Annotated in this window: 15 protein-coding genes and 1 pseudogene; 14 read left to right on the forward strand and 2 right to left on the reverse strand. The window is 72.4% G+C overall.

The window, feature by feature from the left end; genetic code table 11:
* Positions 1 to 148 precede the first annotated feature (148 nt).
* The 7 genes from ACFYPH_RS12445 (at position 149) to ACFYPH_RS12475 (ending at position 9,632) form a co-directional block, all read left to right on the forward strand.
* Entirely contained in the window at positions 149 to 505 is a 357-nt protein-coding gene (locus tag ACFYPH_RS12445; protein WP_355065451.1) for an STAS domain-containing protein, read from the forward strand.
* Positions 505 to 939, forward strand: coding sequence for an ATP-binding protein (locus ACFYPH_RS12450; protein ID WP_234584146.1), 435 nt, complete (start codon positions 505 to 507; stop codon positions 937 to 939). Before ACFYPH_RS12445 ends, ACFYPH_RS12450 begins: the two co-directional genes overlap by 1 nt.
* A gap of 381 nt (positions 940 to 1,320) precedes the next feature.
* The gene (locus ACFYPH_RS12455; RefSeq protein ID WP_354860623.1) at positions 1,321 to 3,681 is read left to right on the forward strand and encodes a sodium-translocating pyrophosphatase; all 2,361 of its coding nucleotides are present in this window, start codon (positions 1,321 to 1,323) and stop codon (positions 3,679 to 3,681) included.
* 102 nt (positions 3,682 to 3,783) lie between these two features.
* Positions 3,784 to 4,326 carry a hypothetical protein gene (locus tag ACFYPH_RS12460; RefSeq protein WP_354860622.1) on the forward strand — a complete coding sequence of 181 codons (543 nt, stop codon included), beginning with the start codon at positions 3,784 to 3,786 and terminating at the stop codon, positions 4,324 to 4,326.
* Positions 4,317 to 5,066 (forward strand): hypothetical protein, encoded by a 750-nt coding sequence (locus ACFYPH_RS12465; RefSeq protein ID WP_355065453.1) that lies wholly within the window; start codon positions 4,317 to 4,319, stop codon positions 5,064 to 5,066. Before ACFYPH_RS12460 ends, ACFYPH_RS12465 begins: the two co-directional genes overlap by 10 nt.
* A gap of 421 nt (positions 5,067 to 5,487) precedes the next feature.
* A complete protein-coding gene (gene topA, locus ACFYPH_RS12470; RefSeq protein WP_387181300.1) occupies positions 5,488 to 8,325 on the forward strand; it encodes a type I DNA topoisomerase in 2,838 nt (945 codons plus the stop codon).
* An 80-nt stretch (positions 8,326 to 8,405) separates the two neighbouring features.
* The gene (locus tag ACFYPH_RS12475; protein ID WP_387181303.1) at positions 8,406 to 9,632 is read left to right on the forward strand and encodes a CapA family protein; all 1,227 of its coding nucleotides are present in this window, start codon (positions 8,406 to 8,408) and stop codon (positions 9,630 to 9,632) included.
* Positions 9,633 to 9,640: 8 nt separating this feature from the next.
* Here the strand turns inward: ACFYPH_RS12475 and ACFYPH_RS12480 are convergent.
* Positions 9,641 to 10,951 (reverse strand): annotated as a pseudogene (locus ACFYPH_RS12480) (D-arabinono-1,4-lactone oxidase); the annotation flags it as partial.
* A 226-nt stretch (positions 10,952 to 11,177) separates the two neighbouring features.
* Here ACFYPH_RS12480 and ACFYPH_RS12485 point away from each other — a divergent pair.
* Positions 11,178 to 11,783: a TetR family transcriptional regulator gene (locus tag ACFYPH_RS12485; RefSeq protein ID WP_354860638.1), complete on the forward strand. Its 606-nt coding sequence runs from the start codon at positions 11,178 to 11,180 to the stop codon at positions 11,781 to 11,783.
* A 21-nt stretch (positions 11,784 to 11,804) separates the two neighbouring features.
* Here the strand turns inward: ACFYPH_RS12485 and ACFYPH_RS12490 are convergent, their stop codons facing one another.
* Positions 11,805 to 13,010, reverse strand: a complete 1,206-nt coding sequence (locus ACFYPH_RS12490; protein WP_387181306.1) for an amino acid deaminase/aldolase — start codon at positions 13,008 to 13,010, stop codon at positions 11,805 to 11,807.
* Between the two features lie 317 nt (positions 13,011 to 13,327).
* Between ACFYPH_RS12490 and tmk the strand changes: the two genes are divergently transcribed.
* The 6 genes from tmk (at position 13,328) to ACFYPH_RS12520 (ending at position 19,241) form a co-directional block, all read left to right on the forward strand.
* On the forward strand, positions 13,328 to 15,418 hold the full coding sequence (tmk, locus tag ACFYPH_RS12495) for a dTMP kinase (RefSeq protein ID WP_354860636.1): 2,091 nt from the start codon (positions 13,328 to 13,330) through the stop codon (positions 15,416 to 15,418).
* Positions 15,418 to 16,680: a DNA polymerase III subunit delta' gene (locus ACFYPH_RS12500; protein WP_387181310.1), complete on the forward strand. Its 1,263-nt coding sequence runs from the start codon at positions 15,418 to 15,420 to the stop codon at positions 16,678 to 16,680. The genes tmk and ACFYPH_RS12500 overlap by 1 nt, the downstream gene beginning before the upstream one ends.
* 122 nt (positions 16,681 to 16,802) lie before the next feature.
* Positions 16,803 to 17,132 (forward strand): YbaB/EbfC family nucleoid-associated protein, encoded by a 330-nt coding sequence (locus ACFYPH_RS12505; protein ID WP_007454690.1) that lies wholly within the window; start codon positions 16,803 to 16,805, stop codon positions 17,130 to 17,132.
* 1 nt (position 17,133) lies between these two features.
* A complete protein-coding gene (locus ACFYPH_RS12510; RefSeq protein ID WP_354854687.1) occupies positions 17,134 to 17,439 on the forward strand; it encodes a hypothetical protein in 306 nt (101 codons plus the stop codon).
* A complete protein-coding gene (locus ACFYPH_RS12515) occupies positions 17,439 to 18,119 on the forward strand; it encodes a hypothetical protein (protein ID WP_387181313.1) in 681 nt (226 codons plus the stop codon). Before ACFYPH_RS12510 ends, ACFYPH_RS12515 begins: the two co-directional genes overlap by 1 nt.
* A gap of 285 nt (positions 18,120 to 18,404) precedes the next feature.
* Positions 18,405 to 19,241 carry a regulatory iron-sulfur-containing complex subunit RicT gene (locus tag ACFYPH_RS12520; protein WP_354854689.1) on the forward strand — a complete coding sequence of 279 codons (837 nt, stop codon included), beginning with the start codon at positions 18,405 to 18,407 and terminating at the stop codon, positions 19,239 to 19,241.
* Positions 19,242 to 19,296 lie beyond the last annotated feature (55 nt).

Below are 19,296 nucleotides of genomic sequence, written 5' to 3' on the forward strand. Positions count from 1 at the left end.
GAGGTCACGTCCTGCACTCTCGCACTGGTGTTCGGAGATGAAAAGCCGGGGCCGGGGGTAAGGGGAAGCCTCCGCCGGTGACCGCAGGGTGCCCCGGCGGTAGTGGTTAGATGCCCAGGAGAGTTTACGGCTCTGGCGAGGAGGACCGATGGAGCTGTCGTTGGCGACGCGCACCGTGGGCGAGCACACGGTGCTCGAGGTCGGCGGTGAGGTGGACGTCTACACCGCGCCCCGGCTCCGCGAACGACTCCTCGAGCTGATCGACGGTGGCGCCCGGCACGTGGTCGTGGATCTCGGGCGGGTGGACTTCCTCGACTCCACCGGGCTGGGCGTGCTGGTGGGCGCGCACAAGCGGCTGCGGGCGGCCGGCGGCTCGTTCGCCCTGGTCTGTGACAAGGAGCCGCTGCTCAAGATCTTCCGGATCACGGCGCTGGACCAGGTGTTCCCGTTGCACCCCACGGTCGAGGCGGCGGTCGGTGCGGGCCCGACCGGCGCCAACGCGTGATGGCGACGGTCCGGCTCTCCTTCTCCCCGGCGCCGGTGCACGTGCGTACCGCCCGACTGGTCGGCGTCGCCGTCGCCCGGCGTGCCGGTGTCCGCGAGGATCTGCTGGACGAGGTGCGCCTGGCCATCGGTGAGGCGTGCACCCGGGCGGTCGCCCTGCACCGGCAGTACGGCCTGGCCGATCCGGTGCTGGTGGAGATGTCCGACGGCGGCACGTACGCGGTGCGGGTGGTGGACCGTGCGCCGATCGAGGCCGGCATCGGGCTGGCGGCGTTGCCGCCGGACGAGTTGGCCAACGAGTCACTGACCGACGAGGCGTTGACCACGGGCGTCGGGTTCGCCCTGCTCGCGGGCTTCGTCGAGGACCTGCAGGTGCGCCCGGTCGACGAGGGCATCGGCACCGAGGTGCGGATGGTGTGGCCGGTCGGCCGCTGACCCGAGGAAGCGCCGAAGAAGGCCGAGCAGCGCCGAAGAAGGCCCAGCACTGTTGAAGAAGGCCGAGAACTGCTGAAGAAGGCCGCATCCCCGCCGGGGGTGCGGCCTTCTCGTCATGGATCGGGTCCTATATCAGATTTCGTTTCATAACACAGCGACGAAGATCATCGAGACACGGTGCCACCTCGGTGTGACCTCGAACACTGTGGAGGGCTACAGTACCCGGGTTGTCAGCAAGTGATCCAACCCGCAGCCAGCGGGTATGGGTGGTCATCGCTGGTCCGCTGGGGTGGGTTGGCGCGCGCTTGCGAGTCCGCATCCAGGCGTCGACCGGTGCGTCTCCACCCGTCGACGCGAGTGTTCGGTAACAGGAGGACACAGATGTCCGAGACCTTGGCCGCCGATGGCGGCGGGCTTTCCCTTACCGGAAGCAATGTCACATACGTCGTCATCGCCGCGGTCATCGCGCTGGTGGCGCTCGTCTTCGCCGCCGCGCTGACGAAGACGGTGCTGGCAGCCGGCAAGGGCACCACGAATATGCAGGAGATCTCGGGGGCGGTCCAGGAGGGCGCCTCGGCCTACCTGCTCCGCCAGTTCCGCACCTTGGCGATCTTCGTCGTCGTCGCCGTGGTGCTGCTCTTCCTGCTGCCGGTGCACGACACCGACGGCAGCGAGATGGCCGTGAAGCTCGGCCGCTCGCTCTTCTTCGTCGTGGGCGCCGTGTTCAGCGCGTCCATCGGCGGTGCCGGCATGTGGCTGGCGACCCGCGCCAACCTGCGCGTGGCCGCCGCCGCCCGGGAGCGACAGGGTGGCCGCGAGGCGGCCATGAAGATCGCCTTCCGGACCGGCGGCGTGGTCGGCTTCCTCACCGTCGGCCTCGGCCTCTTCGGCGCCGCGCTCGTCGTCCTGGTCTACCGGGGTGACGCGCCCACGGTGCTGGAGGGCTTCGGCTTCGGCGCCGCGCTGCTGGCGATGTTCATGCGGGTCGGCGGCGGCATCTTCACCAAGGCCGCCGACGTCGGCGCCGACCTGGTCGGCAAGGTCGAGCAGGGCATCCCCGAGGACGATCCGCGCAACGCCGCCACCATCGCCGACAACGTGGGCGACAACGTCGGTGACTGCGCCGGCATGGCCGCCGACCTCTTCGAGTCGTACGCGGTGACGCTGGTCGCCGCGCTGATCCTCGGCCGCGCCGCCTTCGGCGAGGACGGTCTGGTCTTCCCGCTGATCATCTCCACCATCGGCGTGCTGGTCGCCATCGTCGGCGTCTTCATCACCCGGCTGCGCGCCTCCGACCGCAGCGGCCTCACCGCGATCAACCGGGCCTTCTACATCTCCGCCGTGATCTCCGCGGTGCTGGTGGCGATCGCCGCGTACGCGTACCTGCCGGCGACCTTCGCCGAGCTGGAGGGTGGCCTCACCGACGTCGACCGCAACCCGCGACTGGTGGCCATCGGCGCGGTCGTGATCGGCATCGTGCTGGCCGCGGCGATCCAGGCGCTGACCGGGTACTTCACCGAGACCAACCGCCGGCCGGTGCAGGACATCGGCAAGAGCTCGCAGACCGGCGCCGCCACGGTGATCCTCGCCGGCATCAGCATCGGGCTGGAGTCGGCGGTCTACTCGGCGCTGCTGATCGGCGCCGGCGTCTTCGGGGCGTTCCTGCTCGGCGGCAGCTCCATCACGCTGTCGCTGTTCGCGGTGGCGCTGGCCGGCACCGGCCTGCTCACCACGGTCGGCGTCATCGTCGCCATGGACACCTTCGGGCCGATCTCCGACAACGCCCAGGGCATCGCCGAGATGTCCGGCGACATCGACGAGCACGGCGCGCGGACGCTCACCGAGCTGGACGCGGTCGGCAACACCACCAAGGCGATCACCAAGGGCATCGCGATCGCCACGGCGGTGCTGGCGGCGACCGCGCTGTTCGGCTCGTACACGGACACCCTGAAAGCCGCGTACGGGGACGCGAAGGTGAGCAACGTCGAGGCAGAGATCCTCAACGCGCTTAACCTGGCCAACCCGCGCAACCTGGTCGGCCTGATCATCGGTGCGGCGGTCGTCTTCCTCTTCTCCGGGCTGGCCATCAACGCGGTGTCCCGCTCGGCCGGCGCCGTGGTGATGGAGGTGCGCCGGCAGTTCCGTGAGCTGCCCGGCATCATGGACCGCACCCAGCGCCCGGAGTACGGCAAGGTCGTCGACATCTGCACCCGGGACGCGCAGCGCGAGCTGATGACCCCCGGTCTGCTCGCCATCCTGGCGCCGATCGCGGTCGGCTTCGGCCTCGGGCCCGGCGCGCTGGCGGCGTACCTCGCCGGCGCGATCGGGGCCGGCACCCTGATGGCGGTCTTCCTGGCCAACTCCGGTGGCGCGTGGGACAACGCCAAGAAGCTGGTCGAGGACGGCGCGTACGGCGGCAAGGGTTCCGAGGCGCACGCCGCCACGGTCATCGGCGACACCGTCGGGGACCCGTTCAAGGACACCGCCGGCCCGGCGATCAACCCGCTGATCAAGGTGATGAACCTGGTCTCGCTGCTGATCGCGCCCGCCGTGGTGGCGTACAGCGTCGGTGACGACCGCAACGTCGCACTGCGGGTGGGCATCGCGCTGGTCGCGACGCTGATCATCGTGGCGTCGGTGGTCTTCAGCAAGCGCAAGGGCATCGCGATGGACGACTCCGACGCCGGTGGCAACACCGGCGCGGGCAGCGCCGACCACCGGCCGGAGACGGTCAACGCCTGAGCGACACCGGCACCGGAGTCCCCGCTCGACGTACCTGTCGGGCGGGGACCCCGGCCATCCGGACCGGTGCCACGCCTGGCCGGAGGCCGTACGCTGCAACGCATGCGTACGTGCCGGGCGTCTGCCGCCGGAAAGCTCACGGTGGTCCTGGCCACGCTCGTCGTCGTCCTCTCCGGCTGCGGTGGTGGGCCCAGCCCGCGGGCCTGGGCGGCGTCGGTCTGCGGCGCGCTCACGCCGTGGCGCTCCGAGATCAGCAAGTTGACCAGCAGCACCGATCAGCAGATGACGGCGCAGACCACTCCGGCGCAGGCCAAGGAGAACCTGGTGCGGCTCTTCGGTGGCGCGGAGCAGGCCAGTGAGACCGCGCGCCGCAAGGTCGAGCAGGCCGGCGTCCCGGAGACCGACAACGGCGAGGCCGTCTCCGCCGGGTTCCGCAGCTCGCTGAGCAAGATGCGGGACGCCTACGGCCGGGCCCGGGACACCATCGAGGGGTTGGGCACCGGCGAGCCGGACGCCTTCTACGACGGCGTGCGGGCCGCCGTCGAGACGCTGAACAAGGAGTACGACGCCAGCGCTCTGGACACCAGCCAGCTCAACTCCGAGGAGTTGAAACAGGCCTTCGACGAGGTGCCGGAGTGTCGCTGAACGGGCTCGGTGACTCTCCGGCGGCGCAGCCGCTGCCGGCGCTGTTCCCCGCACCCGAGCCCGATCCGCCGGACACCGGCCCGGCGACGTCGGGTGCCAGCCGGCGACGCGGCGGCCCGGCCCGATCGGAGTCGAGTCGTCCCGGGCCGCCGCACGCCGACGACGCGGGGCGGCAACTGGTCTTCTTCGGCGCGGATGCCGCCGAACCGGCGGTCGCCGATCTGGCCGGGCTGCTGGCCGGTCCGGGCGAGGTGGTCCGGATGGGCGGCACCGTCCGGCTCGCGGTGCGGGTGGACGCCGCCTGGCGGGTGCACGTGCTCGTCGCCGAACTGGCGCAGCGCGGACTGGCCGCGAGCTGGGAGCCGACCGAGGACGAGCGACACACCGTCCGGACGTCGTACACCCGGCTGTTGAAGCCGCTCGCGGTCGCCTGGCTGCACGGCCCGGCGAAGCGCCCGCCGGCCGTCTTCCACCTGACCGGCCGGCGGCTGCGGCTCTGGCTCGCCGCCGCCGGGACGCCGGAACCGCCCAGCGGCTTCCTGCTGCGGCTCGGCGAGGGCGACCAGGAGTCGTGGGACGCGATCGGCGCCGCCCTCGCCGCCGCAGGCCTGGCCGGCACGTTGCTCGGCCCCGGCGAGGGCGGCCCGGCGTACCGGATCACCGGCCGGCGCCGGTTGGCGCGGCTCGCCGAGCTGGTCGGCCCACCGCCACCGGCGGCGCCAACGGACGCCTGGCCCTGACCGTGGTTCCGCCGCTCGTCGGCGTCGATCTTGGAGTTGTGGTGGTGGACGTACTTCTCTTTCGGGGCCTAAACGCCCACCACAACCCCATGATCGATGTGAGCGGGGGTGGCGCGGGGTGAGGGCGGGTGAGGTGTCTGGTGTTGGACAGCTGGGCTTGAATGGGCCGGTTGGGGTCCGCCATCGTCACAGTGACCCGCTTCGAGCCCTACTCACGGTGTACGGTGGCGCCGTCCGGCAGTGCCGAGCACGGCGGGGCGGGAGTTGACCGCCGCGCCGCAGCGGATTGCCGCCCGCGAAACCCGAAACGCGGACGGCGCGTTACGTTGGACATCCGGACCGCCGGTGCCGCGGCGGGGTCGAGAGCGGTCGCTGTCGTAGGCGCCGGCAGGCCACGAGCAGGAGTGAGGTCGACAGAGACGTGCCGAGCAAAGCTGGAACCACCCGTCTGGTCATCGTCGAGTCACCGGCGAAGGCTAAGACGATCTCGGGCTACCTCGGCCCGGGGTACGTCGTGGAGGCCAGCTTCGGTCACGTCCGCGACCTGCCGCGCAACGCCGCCGACGTGCCGGCGAAGTACAAGGGCGAGGCCTGGGCCCGCCTCGGGGTGGACGTGGACAACGGCTTCCACGCCCTCTACGTCGTCTCCGCCGACCGCCGGCAGCAGATCAGCAAGCTGGTGAAGCTCGCCAAGGAGGTCGACGAGATCTTCCTGGCCACGGATGAGGACCGCGAGGGCGAGGCGATCGCCTGGCACCTGGTGGAGACGCTCAAGCCCAAGGTTCCGGTCAAGCGGATGGTCTTCCACGAGATCACCAAGCCGGCGATCCAGGCGGCGGTGGCCAACCCCCGGGAGATCGACCGCGACCTGGTCGATGCCCAGGAGGCCCGGCGGATCCTCGACCGGCTCTACGGCTACGAGGTCTCCCCGGTGCTGTGGAAGAAGGTCATGCCGAAGCTCTCGGCCGGCCGGGTGCAGTCCGTGGCGACCCGCATCGTGGTCGAGCGGGAGCGGCAGCGGATGGCCTTCCGCACCGCCGAGTACTGGGACATCCTGGCCACCCTCGCCGTGGCGAACGCCGGTGAGGGGCCGCGCGCCTTCAACGCCACCCTGATCGCGTTGAACGGCGACCGGATCGCCACCGGCAAGGACTTCGAGCCGACCACGGGTCGGGTCCGGGCCGGCGCTGGCGTCGTCCACCTGGACGAGGGCGGTGCCCGAGGGCTCGCGGCCCGCCTGGAGGGCCGGCCGTTCACCGTCACCCGCGTCGAGGAGAAGCCCTACCGCCGCCGCCCGTACGCGCCGTTCATCACCTCCACGCTCCAGCAGGAGGCGGCCCGCAAGCTGCGCCTGTCCTCGCAGCAGACGATGCGTACCGCGCAGCGGCTCTACGAGAACGGCTACATCACCTATATGCGTACCGACTCGGTGAACCTGTCGGAGACCGCCATCTCGGCGGCCCGCCGGCAGATCGTCGAGCTGTACGGCGAGCGCAGCGTTCCGCCGGAGCCGCGCCGCTACACCGGCAAGGTGAAGAACGCGCAGGAGGCGCACGAGGCGATCCGCCCGGCGGGGGACAATTTCCGCACCCCGGGCGAGGTGGCCAAGGAGCTGTCCGCCGAGGAGTTCAAGCTCTACGAGCTGATCTGGCGGCGGACGATCGCCTCGCAGATGACCGACGCCGTCGGTTCCAGCGTGTCGGTGCGCATCCGCGCGGTCTCCACCTCCCAGGAGGAGGCCGACTTCGGCGCGACCGGCAAGACCATCACCGACCCGGGCTTCCTGCGCGCGTACGTCGAGTCCAGCGACGACGAGAACGCCGAGGCCGAGGACGCCGAGCGCCGGCTGCCCACCCTGGTCAAGGACCAGCCGCTGACCGCCGACGAGTTGGCCGCGCAGGGCCACCACACCCAGCCGCCGTCGCGCTACACCGAGGCGTCGCTGGTCAAGGCCCTGGAAGAGCTGGGCATCGGCCGCCCGTCCACCTACGCGTCGATCATGCAGACGATCCAGGACCGGGGGTACGTCACCAAGCGCGGCCAGGCGATGATCCCCACGTTCCTGGCCTTCGCGGTGATCGGGCTGATGGAACGGCACTATCCCCGCCTGATCGACTACGACTTCACCGCCAGCATGGAGAACGAGCTGGACGAGATCGCCGGCGGTGACCACGCCGCGGTCGACTTCCTCACGGCGTTCTACTTCGGCAGCTCCAACGGCGCCGGCGACCAGGACATCGCCCGCTCCGGCGGATTGAAGAAGCTGGTCACCGAGAACCTCAGCGAGATCGACGCGCGCAGCGTCAACTCCATCCCGCTGTTCATCGACGAGGACGGCCGCGAGGTCGTCGTCCGGGTCGGCCGGTACGGGCCGTACCTCCAGCGGGAGCTGCCCGGCGGTGAGCAGCCGGCGCCGGCCGAGGGCGAGGAGGGCGGTGCCCAGGGCGACCGGGCGCCGATCCCCGAGGGCCTCGCCCCGGACGAGCTGACCCCGGAGAAGGTGCACGAGCTGTTCCTCGGCGGCAGCGGCGAGCGCAAGCTCGGCGACGACCCCGCCACCGGCGAGCCGATCGTGCTGAAGTCCGGCCGCTTCGGCCCGTACGTGTCCAGCGGCGAGCGGAAGTCCTCGCTGCTGCGTTCGCAGACACCGGACTCGCTCTCCCTGGAGGAGGCGCTGCGGCTGCTCAGCCTGCCCCGGCTGGTGGGCGTCGCGCCCGACGGCGTCGAGGTGTTCGCCAACAACGGTCGCTACGGCCCGTACGTGAAGCGGGGCGAGGAGTTCCGCTCGCTGGAGTCCGAAGAGCAGATGTTCACGGTCGGCCTGGACGAGGCGTTGGCCCTGCTGGCCGCCCCGAAGACCCGGGGCCGGCGGGCTGCCGCGCCGCCACTGCGGGAGATGGGCGTCGACCCGGCGACCGAGAAGCCGCTGGTGATCAAGGACGGCCGGTTCGGCCCGTACGTCACCGACGGCGAGTTCAACGCGTCCCTGCGGCGCGGGCAGACCCCGGAGGCGTTGAGCCTCGAGGAAGCCTCGGAGATGTTGGCCGAGAAGCGCGCCAAGGGCCCGGCGCCGCGCAAGAAGGCTCCGGCGAAGAAGGCTCCGGCGAAGAAGGCCACGGCGACCAAGAAGACGGCTGCCGCCAGCAAGTCCACCGCCGCGAAGAAGACCACCACCGCCAAGGCGACGGCGGCCAGGAAGGCGACCCCGGCGAAGAAGGCGGCCCCGAAGAAGGCCGCCGCCAGGCCCGCCGAGGAGTGACGATCACCGACCCCTGTCCCTAATGGATGAAATGTCCTATTTGGGATAGGGGGTTGGTGGAGGTTCCCTAACGTGAGGGGATGTTCGCCACCACTGCCACGCGTCGCCGTGTTCTCGTCGGCGCCTCGGCGGGAGCGTTGCTGCTTGCCGTGGCCGCGGTCGGCTCTTGGGCGATGGATGCCGAGAGTTCCGGGCCGGCCGGGGCCACCGCGTCGCACGCTCCCCCGCAGACCGTCGCCCCCGGGCCGTCCACCGGGCCCACCCGGGATCCGGCCAACCGGCGGACCGTGCGACTCGTCGCCGCGGGTGACGTTCTGATCCATCCAGCGGTGACCGACCAGGCGCGCCGGGACGGTGCCCGTGCCGGCGGCATGGACTTCGCCCCGATGTTCGCCGGGGTCGCCCCGGCGGTCCGCGGCGCCGACCTGGCGCTGTGCCACCTCGAGACGCCACTGGCCGATCCCGCCGGCCCGTTCGCCGGCTATCCGTCGTTCAACGCGCCCCCGCAGGTGCTCGACGGGCTGCGCGCCACCGGATTCGACGGCTGCTCGACCGCCTCCAACCACACCCTCGACCAGGGCGCCGACGGGGTGGCCCGGACAATCCGCGCCCTCGACGCCGCCGGGCTGGGGCACACCGGCAGCGCCCGCAGCGCCGCCGAAGCGGCCCGGCCCCGGATCTACCAGGTCGGCGACGTCCGCGTCGCCCACCTGGCGTACAGCCTGAACTTCAACGGGCTGAGCCGCCCCCCGGGCAAGCCGTGGCTGGCCAACCTGATCGATCCGCCCGAGATCCGCGCCGCCGCCCACAAGGCGCGCGCCGCCGGCGCCGACATCGTCGTGCTCAGCCTGCACTGGGGTACGGAGTATCAGCACCTGCCGGACGCCGACCAGCGCGCCTGGGCCCGGCAGTTGATCTCGTCGCCCGACGTGGACCTCATCCTGGGCCATCACGCCCACGCGGTGCAGCCGTTCCAGCGCTTCGGCGACAAGTGGGTGGTCTTCGGCATGGGCAACGAACTGGCCCGGCACGAGGAGCCGATCGACGACAACCGCGAGGGTGTGATGGCCCGGGCGACCTTCACCGAGACCGCGCCGGGGCGCTGGACGGTGACCCGGATGGAGGCACTGCCAACGTGGACCGACCTGGCGCCGGCCCTCCGGCTGGTCGACCTGACCGCAGCGCTTGCCGACCCGGGCACCCCGCCAGGTCTGCGGGGCGACTACCGGGCGGCGTACCAGCGGGTGCTCGGCTACGTCCGGGCTCTCGGTGCCGGCACGGACCAGGTGGAGGCGTCGGGCGGCTGAGCGCCTCCGCCGAGGACGCGGTCGAGGTGGGCGTTGGCGAACCGGTGGTCGGGGTCCAGGCGGTCGCGTACGGCCAGGAAGTCGCCGAACCTCGGGTAGGCGGGGGCCAGGCTGGCGGCGTCCCGGTAGTGCAGCTTGCCCCAGTGCGGGCGGCCACCCAGCCCGGCGGCCACCTCCTCGAAGGCCCGGAAGTACGGCTCGTACGGCGTGCCGACGTACTGGTGCACAGCGATGTACGCGGAGTCCCGACCGTAGCCGTGCGACAGCCAGATGTCGTCGGCGGCGGTGAACCGCACCTCGACCGGGAAGAGCACCTTGAACGGCAGCCCGTCGACGATCCGCTGCAGCGCGGCGAGCGCCTCGGGTAGCGCCTCGCGGGGCAGGCCGTACTCCATCTCCACGAAGCGGACCCGGCGTGGGGTGCAGAACACCCGGTCGGAGCGCCCGGTGTACTGCCGTTCGGTGAGTGCGCGGGCGGAGACGGCGCTGATGCCGGGTGCCAGCGCCGGCACGGCTCGGCCGATCCGGCAGGCGCCGGCGAAGACCGTGTTGGACAGGAAGTCGTCGTCCAACCAGCCGCGCCAGCGGGACAGCGGCCGGTCGTTGGCGGGTACCCGGTCGTTGGTCTTGACCTGGACCCGGGACGTGTAGGGGAACCAGTAGAACTCGACGTGGTCGTGGCCGCCGATCAGAGTGGGCAGGTCGGCGAGCACATCGGCCAGCGCGGCGGGCCGTTCGTGGGCGTGCAGGACGAAGGCGTCGACGCAGCGCAGCGTCACCTCGACCAGCACCCCGAGCGCGCCGAGCGACACCCGGGCGGCGGCGAAGACGTCCGGGTGCTCGTCGGCGGAGCAGCGCAGCACCTCTCCGCTGCCGGTGACCAGAGTGATCGCCTCGACGAAGGTGGACAGGCAGCCGTAGCCGGCGCCGGTGCCGTGGGTGCCCGTGGAGATGGCCCCGGCGACGGTCTGCGCGTCGATGTCACCGAGGTTGGGCAGGGCGAGGCCGTGCCGGGCGAGCAGGCTGTTGAGCGTGTGCAGGGTCATTCCGGCCGGTACGGTGACGAGCCGGTTCGCGACGTCGACGCTGACGGTGGTGTCCAACTCGGACAGTTCCATCCGCCGGTCGTCGGCGAGCGCGATGGCGGTGAAGGAGTGGCCACTGCCGGTCACCCGGATCCGGCGGCCCTCGGCGGCGGCGGCACGGACGGCCTCGGTGACGTCGGCCACCGAGCCGGGGCGGAGGATGGCGGTGGCGGAGCCGCGCTGGTTGCCGGCCCAGTTGGACCAGGGGGCGGTGAGCGGTGCCGTGTCGACCATGCGCGCTCCTCATTCATGAATATGAACTGACTTCATATCAGGAACGTTGTACCTGGTAAATACCGCAATTGCGATCCGCTCGTTGTACCGGTAGTCACGGACTCGTGACGTGGAGATATGTTCATCCGTCGAAGGGGGGTGGCGCCGAGTGTCCACACCAGCCGCCACGACCGGGCCGCTGCGCCGCGTACCGGTGCAGGGTCGAAGTGTCGCGCGGGTACAGCGCATGTTGGATGCCTGCGCCGAACTCGTCGACGAGGTGGGGTACGAGGGTCTGACCACGACCCTGCTCGCCGAGCGGGCCGAAGTGGCGATCGGGTCGGTCTATCAGTTCTTCCCGGACAAGCGGGCGATCGTGCAGGCGTTGACCCTGCGCACGATGGAGTCCTACCTGCAGCGGCTCGACGAGCGCTTCGCCTCCGACGAGATGACCCACTGGTGGGACGGCGTCGACGCGGGCATCGACGAGTACATCACGATGCACCGCACCGTCCCGGGCTTTCGTACTCTGCACTTCGGCGACGTGGTCGACCTGCACCTGCTCGATGAGCAGCGGGACAACAACGGCGTGATCGCCGACCAGTTGGCGCGGGTGCTCACCGAGCGCTTCGGGCTCACCGACGTGCCGAAGCTGCGCTTCGTCCTGGAGATCGCGGTGGAGGCCGCCGACGCGCTGATCAAGCTCGCGTTTCGGCGAAAGTCCGACGGCGACGAGCGGGTGCTGCTCGAGGCGAAGGCGCTGATCCGGGAGTACCTGCATCGCCAGGTCGACGGTCGCGACAGCGGCCACCCCGCCGACGAGCAGCAGACCGAGGCCGTCCAGCACGCCTGAGTCGGCGCGCGGGGCGGCCCGTCAGAGGAACGCGTGGCCCTCGCCCCGGTAGGTGGGCACGGTCGCCACGATCGCGTCCCCCTCGACCAGGTGCAGCTCGTTGACCCGTTCGCACAGCTCACCGGCCTTGGCGTGCCGGAACCACACCCGGTCGCCGACCCGCAGGGTGGCCGCCGCCGCGCCGGAGAGCGGGGTCTGCACCTCGCCGGCGCCCTCCGTGGCGACGAGCTTCAGGCCGGCCGGCAGCCACGGCCGGGGCAGCCGGCTGTCGGCGGCCTGGCCGGAGGCGATCCAGCCGCCGCCGAGCACCGTCGCCAGCTCCGGCGTCGGCCGGCGGACCACCGCGCAGGCGAAGAACGCCGCCGGGGTGGGCCGCCACGCGCGGTACCCGTCGAACAGCGTCGGCCCGTACAGGCCCGATCCCGCGGTGACCTCGGTGACCGCGGGATCGGCGCTGGTCGCGGCCACGCTGCCGGTGCCGCCGCCGTTGACGAACTCCAGGTCGGCGTGTTCGCGTACCGCCGCCACCGCCGCACCCCGGCGGGCCAGCAACTCGCGGTACGACCCGCGCTGGGCCAGCCGGATCGCGCCGGCCAGCAGCGTCCGCCCCGGCGGCGCGTCGCCCAGGCCGGCGATCTGCGCCTCGTACGACATGAGCCCGACCAGCCGGAAGCCGGCGCGGCCGGCGACGGTGGCGGCGAGCGCGCCGGCCGCCCGGGCGCTGTGCACCGGTGAGCGGCGGACGCCGACGTGCACCCCGCGCAGTGGTCGCCAGGAGGCGTCCAGGTCCAGGCAGAGGCGCAGCTCGGCGCGCTGCCCCGGGGCTCGGACGGTGTCGATGAAGTCCAGTTGCCCGGTGCCGTCGATCATCAGCGTGATCGCGGCGGCGAGCGTCGGGTCGGCGGCCAGCTCGGCGAGGGCCGCCCGGTCGGCGCTCGGGTACGCGACCAGCACGTCGTCGCTCATGCCGGCGCGGACCAGCCAGATCGCCTCGGGCAGGGTGAACGCCATCACGCCCTGCCAGCCGGGGCGGGCGAGCGCCCGGCCGATCAGCTCCCGGCTGCGCACCGACTTGCTGGCCAGCCGGAGCGGCTTGCCGGCGGCGCGGTCGGCCAGGGCCGCCGAGTTGGCGTCGAAGGCGGTGAGATCCACCACGGCGTACGGGGGGTCGAGATGGGCGGTCGCCCGGTCCAGGCGGTCGCGCAGTTTGTCGCTTTCGATGGCCACGTGTGCACGCTAACTGTCCGACGGTGAATGCGAAATACCCTCGCGTACGTCCCGGGCTGCGGCCGGCGCCCCCGGCGGCCTAGGCTCAGCGAGCAGGAGAATGTCGCCGGTGGGGCGGCCCCCACCGGGTCTAGAGTGTTCCACCGGGGGTGCCCAGCGATGGGCCGGCACGTGGAGGTACGGCCATCGAAAGCCAGAACAGCGGCGAGTCGCCCGGCGTGTCGCGCGCGGGTGACCAGTCGGGCAACGCCGCCAACCAGTCCAGCTCCGGTCAGGTCGATCCGTCCGGCTACGCCGCGATCCGCTCGGTTCTGCGGATCAGGCCGTTCCGGCGGCTCTGGATCGTGCTCGGCGCGGCCTCCTTCGGCGACTGGCTCGGTCTGCTGGCCACCGCTCTCTTCGCCGCCTCCCAGGTGCAGGGCAGCACCGCCCAGGGCGCCGCGTTCGGCGGTGTGACCGCGATCCGGCTGCTGCCCGCGCTGGTGCTCGGCCCGGTGGCCGGCGTCTTCGCCGACCGGTTCGACAGGCGCTGGACGATGGTCATCTGCGACCTGCTGCGCTTCGTCCTCTTCGCGTCCATTCCGCTCTACGCCCTCAGCGGCGCCCCGGGCGGCCTGGTGGTCGGCTGGGCGCTGATCGCCACCTTCCTGATCGAGTCGATCACCCTGCTCTGGATCCCGGCCAAGGAGGCCGCGGTCCCCAACCTCATCCCGCGGGCCCGGCTGGAGGCGGCCAACCAGCTCACCCTGATCACCACGTACGGCCTCACCCCGGTCGCCGCCGCCGTCGGCCTGGCCGTGCTCGATCGCGGCGTCCGTGGTGCCGTCGGCGGCGACCTGCCCTCCTGGGCGGAACCGGCCCAGCTCGCGCTCTGGTTCAACTCCTTCACCCGGCTCGCCACCGCACTGGTGGTGGCCTTCGGGATCAAGGAGATCAGCGAGGCACAACGCGGTGAGGCCGGGCGTTCCGAGCAGAGCATGTTCCGGCAGTTCTCCGAGGGCTGGAAGTACATCGGCCAGACCCCGCTCGTGCGTGGTCTGGTGCTGGGCATCTTCGGGGCGTTCGCCGGTGGCGGCATCGTGGTCGGCACGGCCAAGTTCTTCGCCAGCTCGCTGGGCGCTGGCGACGCCGCGTTCTCGCTGCTCTTCGGCGCCATCTTCGTCGGTCTGGCCCTCGGCATCGGGCTCGGCCCGATGATCGTGAAGGACATGTCCCGGCGTCGGTGGTTCGGTATGAGCATCGTGCTGGCCAGCGCCGCCGTGATGACCCTCGCCTTCGCCATCCACCTGTCCATGGCGATCGTCGGAGCGGTCCTGGTCGGCGCCGGCGCCGGGATGGCCTTCCTGGCCGGCACCACGCTGCTGGGCGGCGAGGTGGCCGACGAGGTGCGCGGCCGGGTCTTCGCGGTCGTGCAGATCGGCACCCGGCTGGTGCTGATCCTGGCCATCGGGCTGAGCAGCGTGTTGGTCGGCGTCGGCGGCTCCCGCAAACTGACAATCGCCGACCTCGGCATCTCCGTCTCCTCCACCCGCCTGCTGCTGCTCGCCGCCGGTGCCGCCGGCATCTTCGCCGGGATCAGCGCCTTCGGCCAGATGGACGACAAGAAGGGCGTCCCCGTCCTCGCCGACCTGTGGGGCTCGATCCGTGGTCGCCCGCTGATGCCCTCCGAGCCGTTCGTCTCCGCCGGGCTCTTCGTGGTGTTCGAGGGCGGCGAGGGCGCCGGCAAGTCCACCCAGCTCACCGCGCTCGCCGAGCGGCTGCGCGGCCAGGGGCACGACGTCCTGGTCACCCGCGAACCGGGGGCCACGGCCGTCGGCCAGCGGATCCGGTCGCTGGTGCTGGACACCTCCGGCGACGAGGCGCCCTCCCCGCGCGCCGAGGCGCTGCTCTACGCCGCCGACCGGGCGCACCACGTGGCCGCCGTCGTTCGGCCCGCGCTGGTCCGTGGCGGTGTGGTGATCAGCGACCGGTACGTCGACTCGTCGCTCGCGTACCAGGGCGCCGGGCGGACGCTGCCGGTCGACGAGGTCTCCTGGCTCTCCTCCTGGGCCACCGGTGGGCTCAAGCCGGACCTGGTGGTGCTGCTCGACGTCGAGCCGCGGACCGGCCTGTCCCGGGTGGCCTCGCGCAACGCGGGCGCCGACCGGCTCGAGGCGGAGTCGATCGCCTTCCACGAGCGCGTCCGCTACGCGTTCCTGGACCTCGCCGCCGCCGACCCGAAGCGCTACCTGGTGCTCGACGCGTCCCGGCCGGTCGACGAGATCACTCAGCTGGTGGTCCGGCGCGTACAGGAGATGCTGGGCAAGCCGGGCGGCATCGTGCACCCCCGCCCCGCGCAGGGCCCGGACACCTCGGTGCAGCCGGAGTTATCCGACGCGGAGCTGGTGACGATGGAGCACAAGACCTGATGCCGGACGTCTTCGCCGATCTGGTCGGCCAGGACGAGGCGGTCGCCGAACTGCGCCGGGCCGCCGGCGCGGCGGCGGCCGTGCTGCGCGCTGGCGCGGCCGACCGGACGCCCGCGCTGATCGCCGCCGGCCCGGCCAGCGAGGCCGGTGGCACCGAGCCCGGCGCGCTGGACCCGTCCACCGGGATGACGCACGCCTGGATCTTCACCGGGCCGCCCGGTTCCGGTCGCTCGGTCGCCGCCCGGGCCTTCGCCGCCGCCCTCCAGTGCACGTACGGCACCGGCTGCGGCGAGTGCCCCGGCTGCCACACCACGATGGGCGGCACCAACGCCGACGTCCGGATGGTGGTGCCGGAGGGGCTCTCGATCGGCGTCGGCGAGATGCGCGCGCTGGTGCTGCGCGCGGCAAGCACCCCGTCCGGCGGGCGCTGGCAGGTGGTGGTCATCGAGGATGCCGACCGGCTCACCGAGGCGGCCGGCAACGCGCTGCTCAAGGCCATCGAGGAGCCGCCACCGCGTACGGTCTTCCTGCTCTGCGCCCCGTCCACCCACCCGGACGACATCTCGGTGACCATCCGGTCGCGCTGTCGTGTCGTACCCCTGCGGCAGCCGCCGGCCGCGGCGGTGGCCGAGGTGCTGGTCCGTCGGGACGGCATCGCGCCCGACGTGGCGCAGTGGGCGGCGGCGGCCGCGCAGGGGCACGTGGGTCGGGCTCGCCGGCTGGCCCGCGATCCGGAGGCCCGCAAGCGGCGTGAGGCGGTCCTCGCCGTGCCGCGCCGGCTGACCGGCGTCGGCGCGGCGTTCGACGCGGCGTCCGCGCTGATCGAGGCGGCCGAGGCGGAGGCTGAGGCGTCGGTGTCCGAGGCGGACGCGACCGAACGGGCCGCGCTGGAGACCGCGCTCGGCGCGGGCGGCACCGGCCGGGGCGCGGCCGGCGCGATGCGCGGTGCCGCCGGGCAGCTCAAGGAGTTGGAGAAGCGGCAGAAGTCGCGGGCCACCCGGGCCCAGCGGGACGCGTTGGACCGCGCGCTCGTCGACCTGGCCGGCTTCTACCGGGACGCGCTCACCATGGCGCTGCGGGCCCCGGTCGATCCCGTGCACACCGACACCGCCGCGCTGGCCGGCGCGGGGGCCCAGAAGTGGGACGCCGAGGGGTCGCTGCGCCGGCTGGAGGCCGTCCTCGCCTGCCGGGCGGCGATCGAGGCGAACGTCAAGCCACGGATCGCGGTCGAGGCGATGATGCTCGCCCTCTGGAAGGGCTGACCCGCAGCTCCAGCCGGTTGTCCACAGCCATCGACACGCGCGATTGCTGTGCGGTACGGTCCGGTGTGCCGTGGTGACGGTGACGGCACGCTCAGTGAGGGGCCATCCGGGAGGAGTCGCCGATGCCGCGGGGGGAGATCGACGAGGCCTGGATCGAGGAGGCGGTGCGGCGCTACCGCCGCATCGAATCGCTGCAGGCCGAGTTCGACCAGGCCGTGTCGACCGTCGAGGTCACCGTCCGGTCGCCGGACGGGTTGGTCGAGGTGGTGGTCACCGCCGGTGGGCGGATCACCGACGTCCGGTTCCTCGGGCCGCTGCACACCCGCAGCCCACGAGACGTGGCGGGCTCGGTGCAGGCCGCCGTCACCGCGGCCGCCGACGCCGCCGAGTGGGCCCGGGAGAAGCTGCACAACGAGACGTTCGCCGCCTACCGACCGCTCGCGGGGGCCTGACATGGACACACTGCGCGCGCTCTCCGCCCGGCTCGACGAGGCGAGCGCCACGCTGACCACCCTGTCCCACACGGTCACCGCCAGCGACCCGGCCCAGGCCGCGTTCGGCACGGACGCCCCGGGCCGCCCCGGCGAGATCGGTCGCGCGCTGCACCGACAGTGGACCGCCGCCACCGACGACCGGGCCCGCGAGGCACGGGCCGCCGCCGCTCGGCTCGCCGCCGCTGCCTCGGCGGTCCGCGAGGCCGCCGACCGGTACGCCGAGGTCGACCGCGCCGCCCGCCGCCGGATCATCGGGGAGCCGTGATGGACCCACTGGACCGGCTCGCCGAACCCGGCCTCGACCTGCTCCACCGGGTGGACGCGTTGCTCGCGGCCGGCGTTCCCGAGGGCCACCGGGTCTGGCCTCTGCTGCGCCGGATGCAGGTGCTGCCGGGTGACGCCCTCCGGGGCTTCCTCGACCTGCACCCGGCGCCGCTGGCCAGCGCCGGGCACGCGGTGCGCCGGCTGGTCCGGGGGTACGACGACGTCGGCGCGGCCCTCACCGACCCGGTGCTCTGGTCCGGTCCGGCCGCCTCGGCGTACGGGCAGGAGCGCGCCGCGCTGCTGCGCCATCTCGACGAGGGCCCGGAGAGCCTCATCGGGCGACTGGAATCCACCGCCGGGTACGCGGACGCGCTCGCCGACTGGGTGGAGGGCAGCCGCCTCGCCCTGGCCCGAACGATGGCCGACGTGCTGCGCTCGGCCGAGGCGGTGGCCGTGGTCGCCGCCACCGCCACCGGCCCGCCGGCCCGCCTGACGCCGGTCGGGCCGGGTGTCGCCGACGCGGCCGAGATCGCCGCGCGGGTGCTGGCGGTGCTGTGCGTCGCGTACGACGGCGCCGAGACACTGCTGCGCCAGTGGGCGCCGAGCCTGGCCGAGTCCACCTGGCGGTCGTCGATGGACGCCCGTCCCCGCTACGACCAGCCCACCCGGGTCGGCTGGTAGCCGATAGCCGCGTCCCCCGACAGGCCACGGCGTCGCTCGCGGGCGCCCGAGCAGAGTCGGCGCCCACGGCGACGCCGTGGTCTTCCCCCTGCACCCCCCGCAGGTCTGCCTCCACTCAACGCCGCCCGGAGACGTTTGTCCCCCACCCGCGGCCGGAATCAACCGTCCGGGCGAGGGTCAACGGCACGACGGGTGGCCCGGCAATAGGTCAAGTCGACGGTCATGGATGCCGGTGCAGGGATCGGCCGGTGCGCCCTTTGCGGTGATGCGTCGTAAGGTGGGGGGATGGGCATGCTCTGCGCGGTCAGCTTCAACCGGTACGGGCGCCTCTACTACCTCGACCCGGGCGAGTTGCGCCCGCAGGTGGGCGACCGGGTGCTGGTGCCGACCGACGACGGGCCCGAGGTGGCCGAGTGCGTCTGGGCCGCACAGTGGGTGACCGAGGAGACCGACGGCTTCCCCCGGCTGGTCGGGCTGGCCGGCGACGACGACCTGCTCCGGGACGAGGCGCTGCGCCGTCGTAAGGCCGAGGCGAAGGTGGCGGCGAAGCGGCTGATCCGTGCGCACGGCCTCCCGATGAAGGTGGTGGCCGTCGACCACGTGCTCGGCTCGGGTGACGGCGGCGGCGAGCGCAGCACCGTCTACTTCACCGCACCGCACCGGGTGGACTTCCGTTCCCTGGTCCGCGACCTGGGCGCCACCCTGCACTGCCGGGTCGAGTTGCGGCAGCTCTCGGCACGGGATTCGGCCCGCGTCCAGGGCGGCATCGGCTCGTGTGGTCGGGACCTGTGCTGCGCGACGTTCCTCACCGACTTCGAGCCGGTGACCATCCGGATGGCCAAGGACCAGGATCTGCCGCTGAACCCGCTGCGCATCTCGGGGGCGTGTGGCCGGTTGATGTGCTGCCTGAAGTACGAGCACCCGCTGTATGACAGAAGCGGCACATACCCGACGAGCGGCCAGCGGGTTACCACCCCGGAAGGCGAGGCCAGGGTCGTCTCGCGGCACGTCCCGAGCGAGACGGTGACTGTTCGCCAGCTCTCCAGCGGCGAGACCAAGCGGTGCTCGCTGTCTGACGTCTGCGGATCGCGCCGGTCATACGAAGAAGGCCCCACTCCGTAGAGCAGGACCTCCTCCACCCCAGGGGAACCGGACTACACCCCCTGGCCCCCGGCTA

This window comes from Micromonospora sp. NPDC005252 (genome assembly GCF_042872475.1).
GTDB lineage: Bacteria > Actinomycetota > Actinomycetes > Mycobacteriales > Micromonosporaceae > Micromonospora.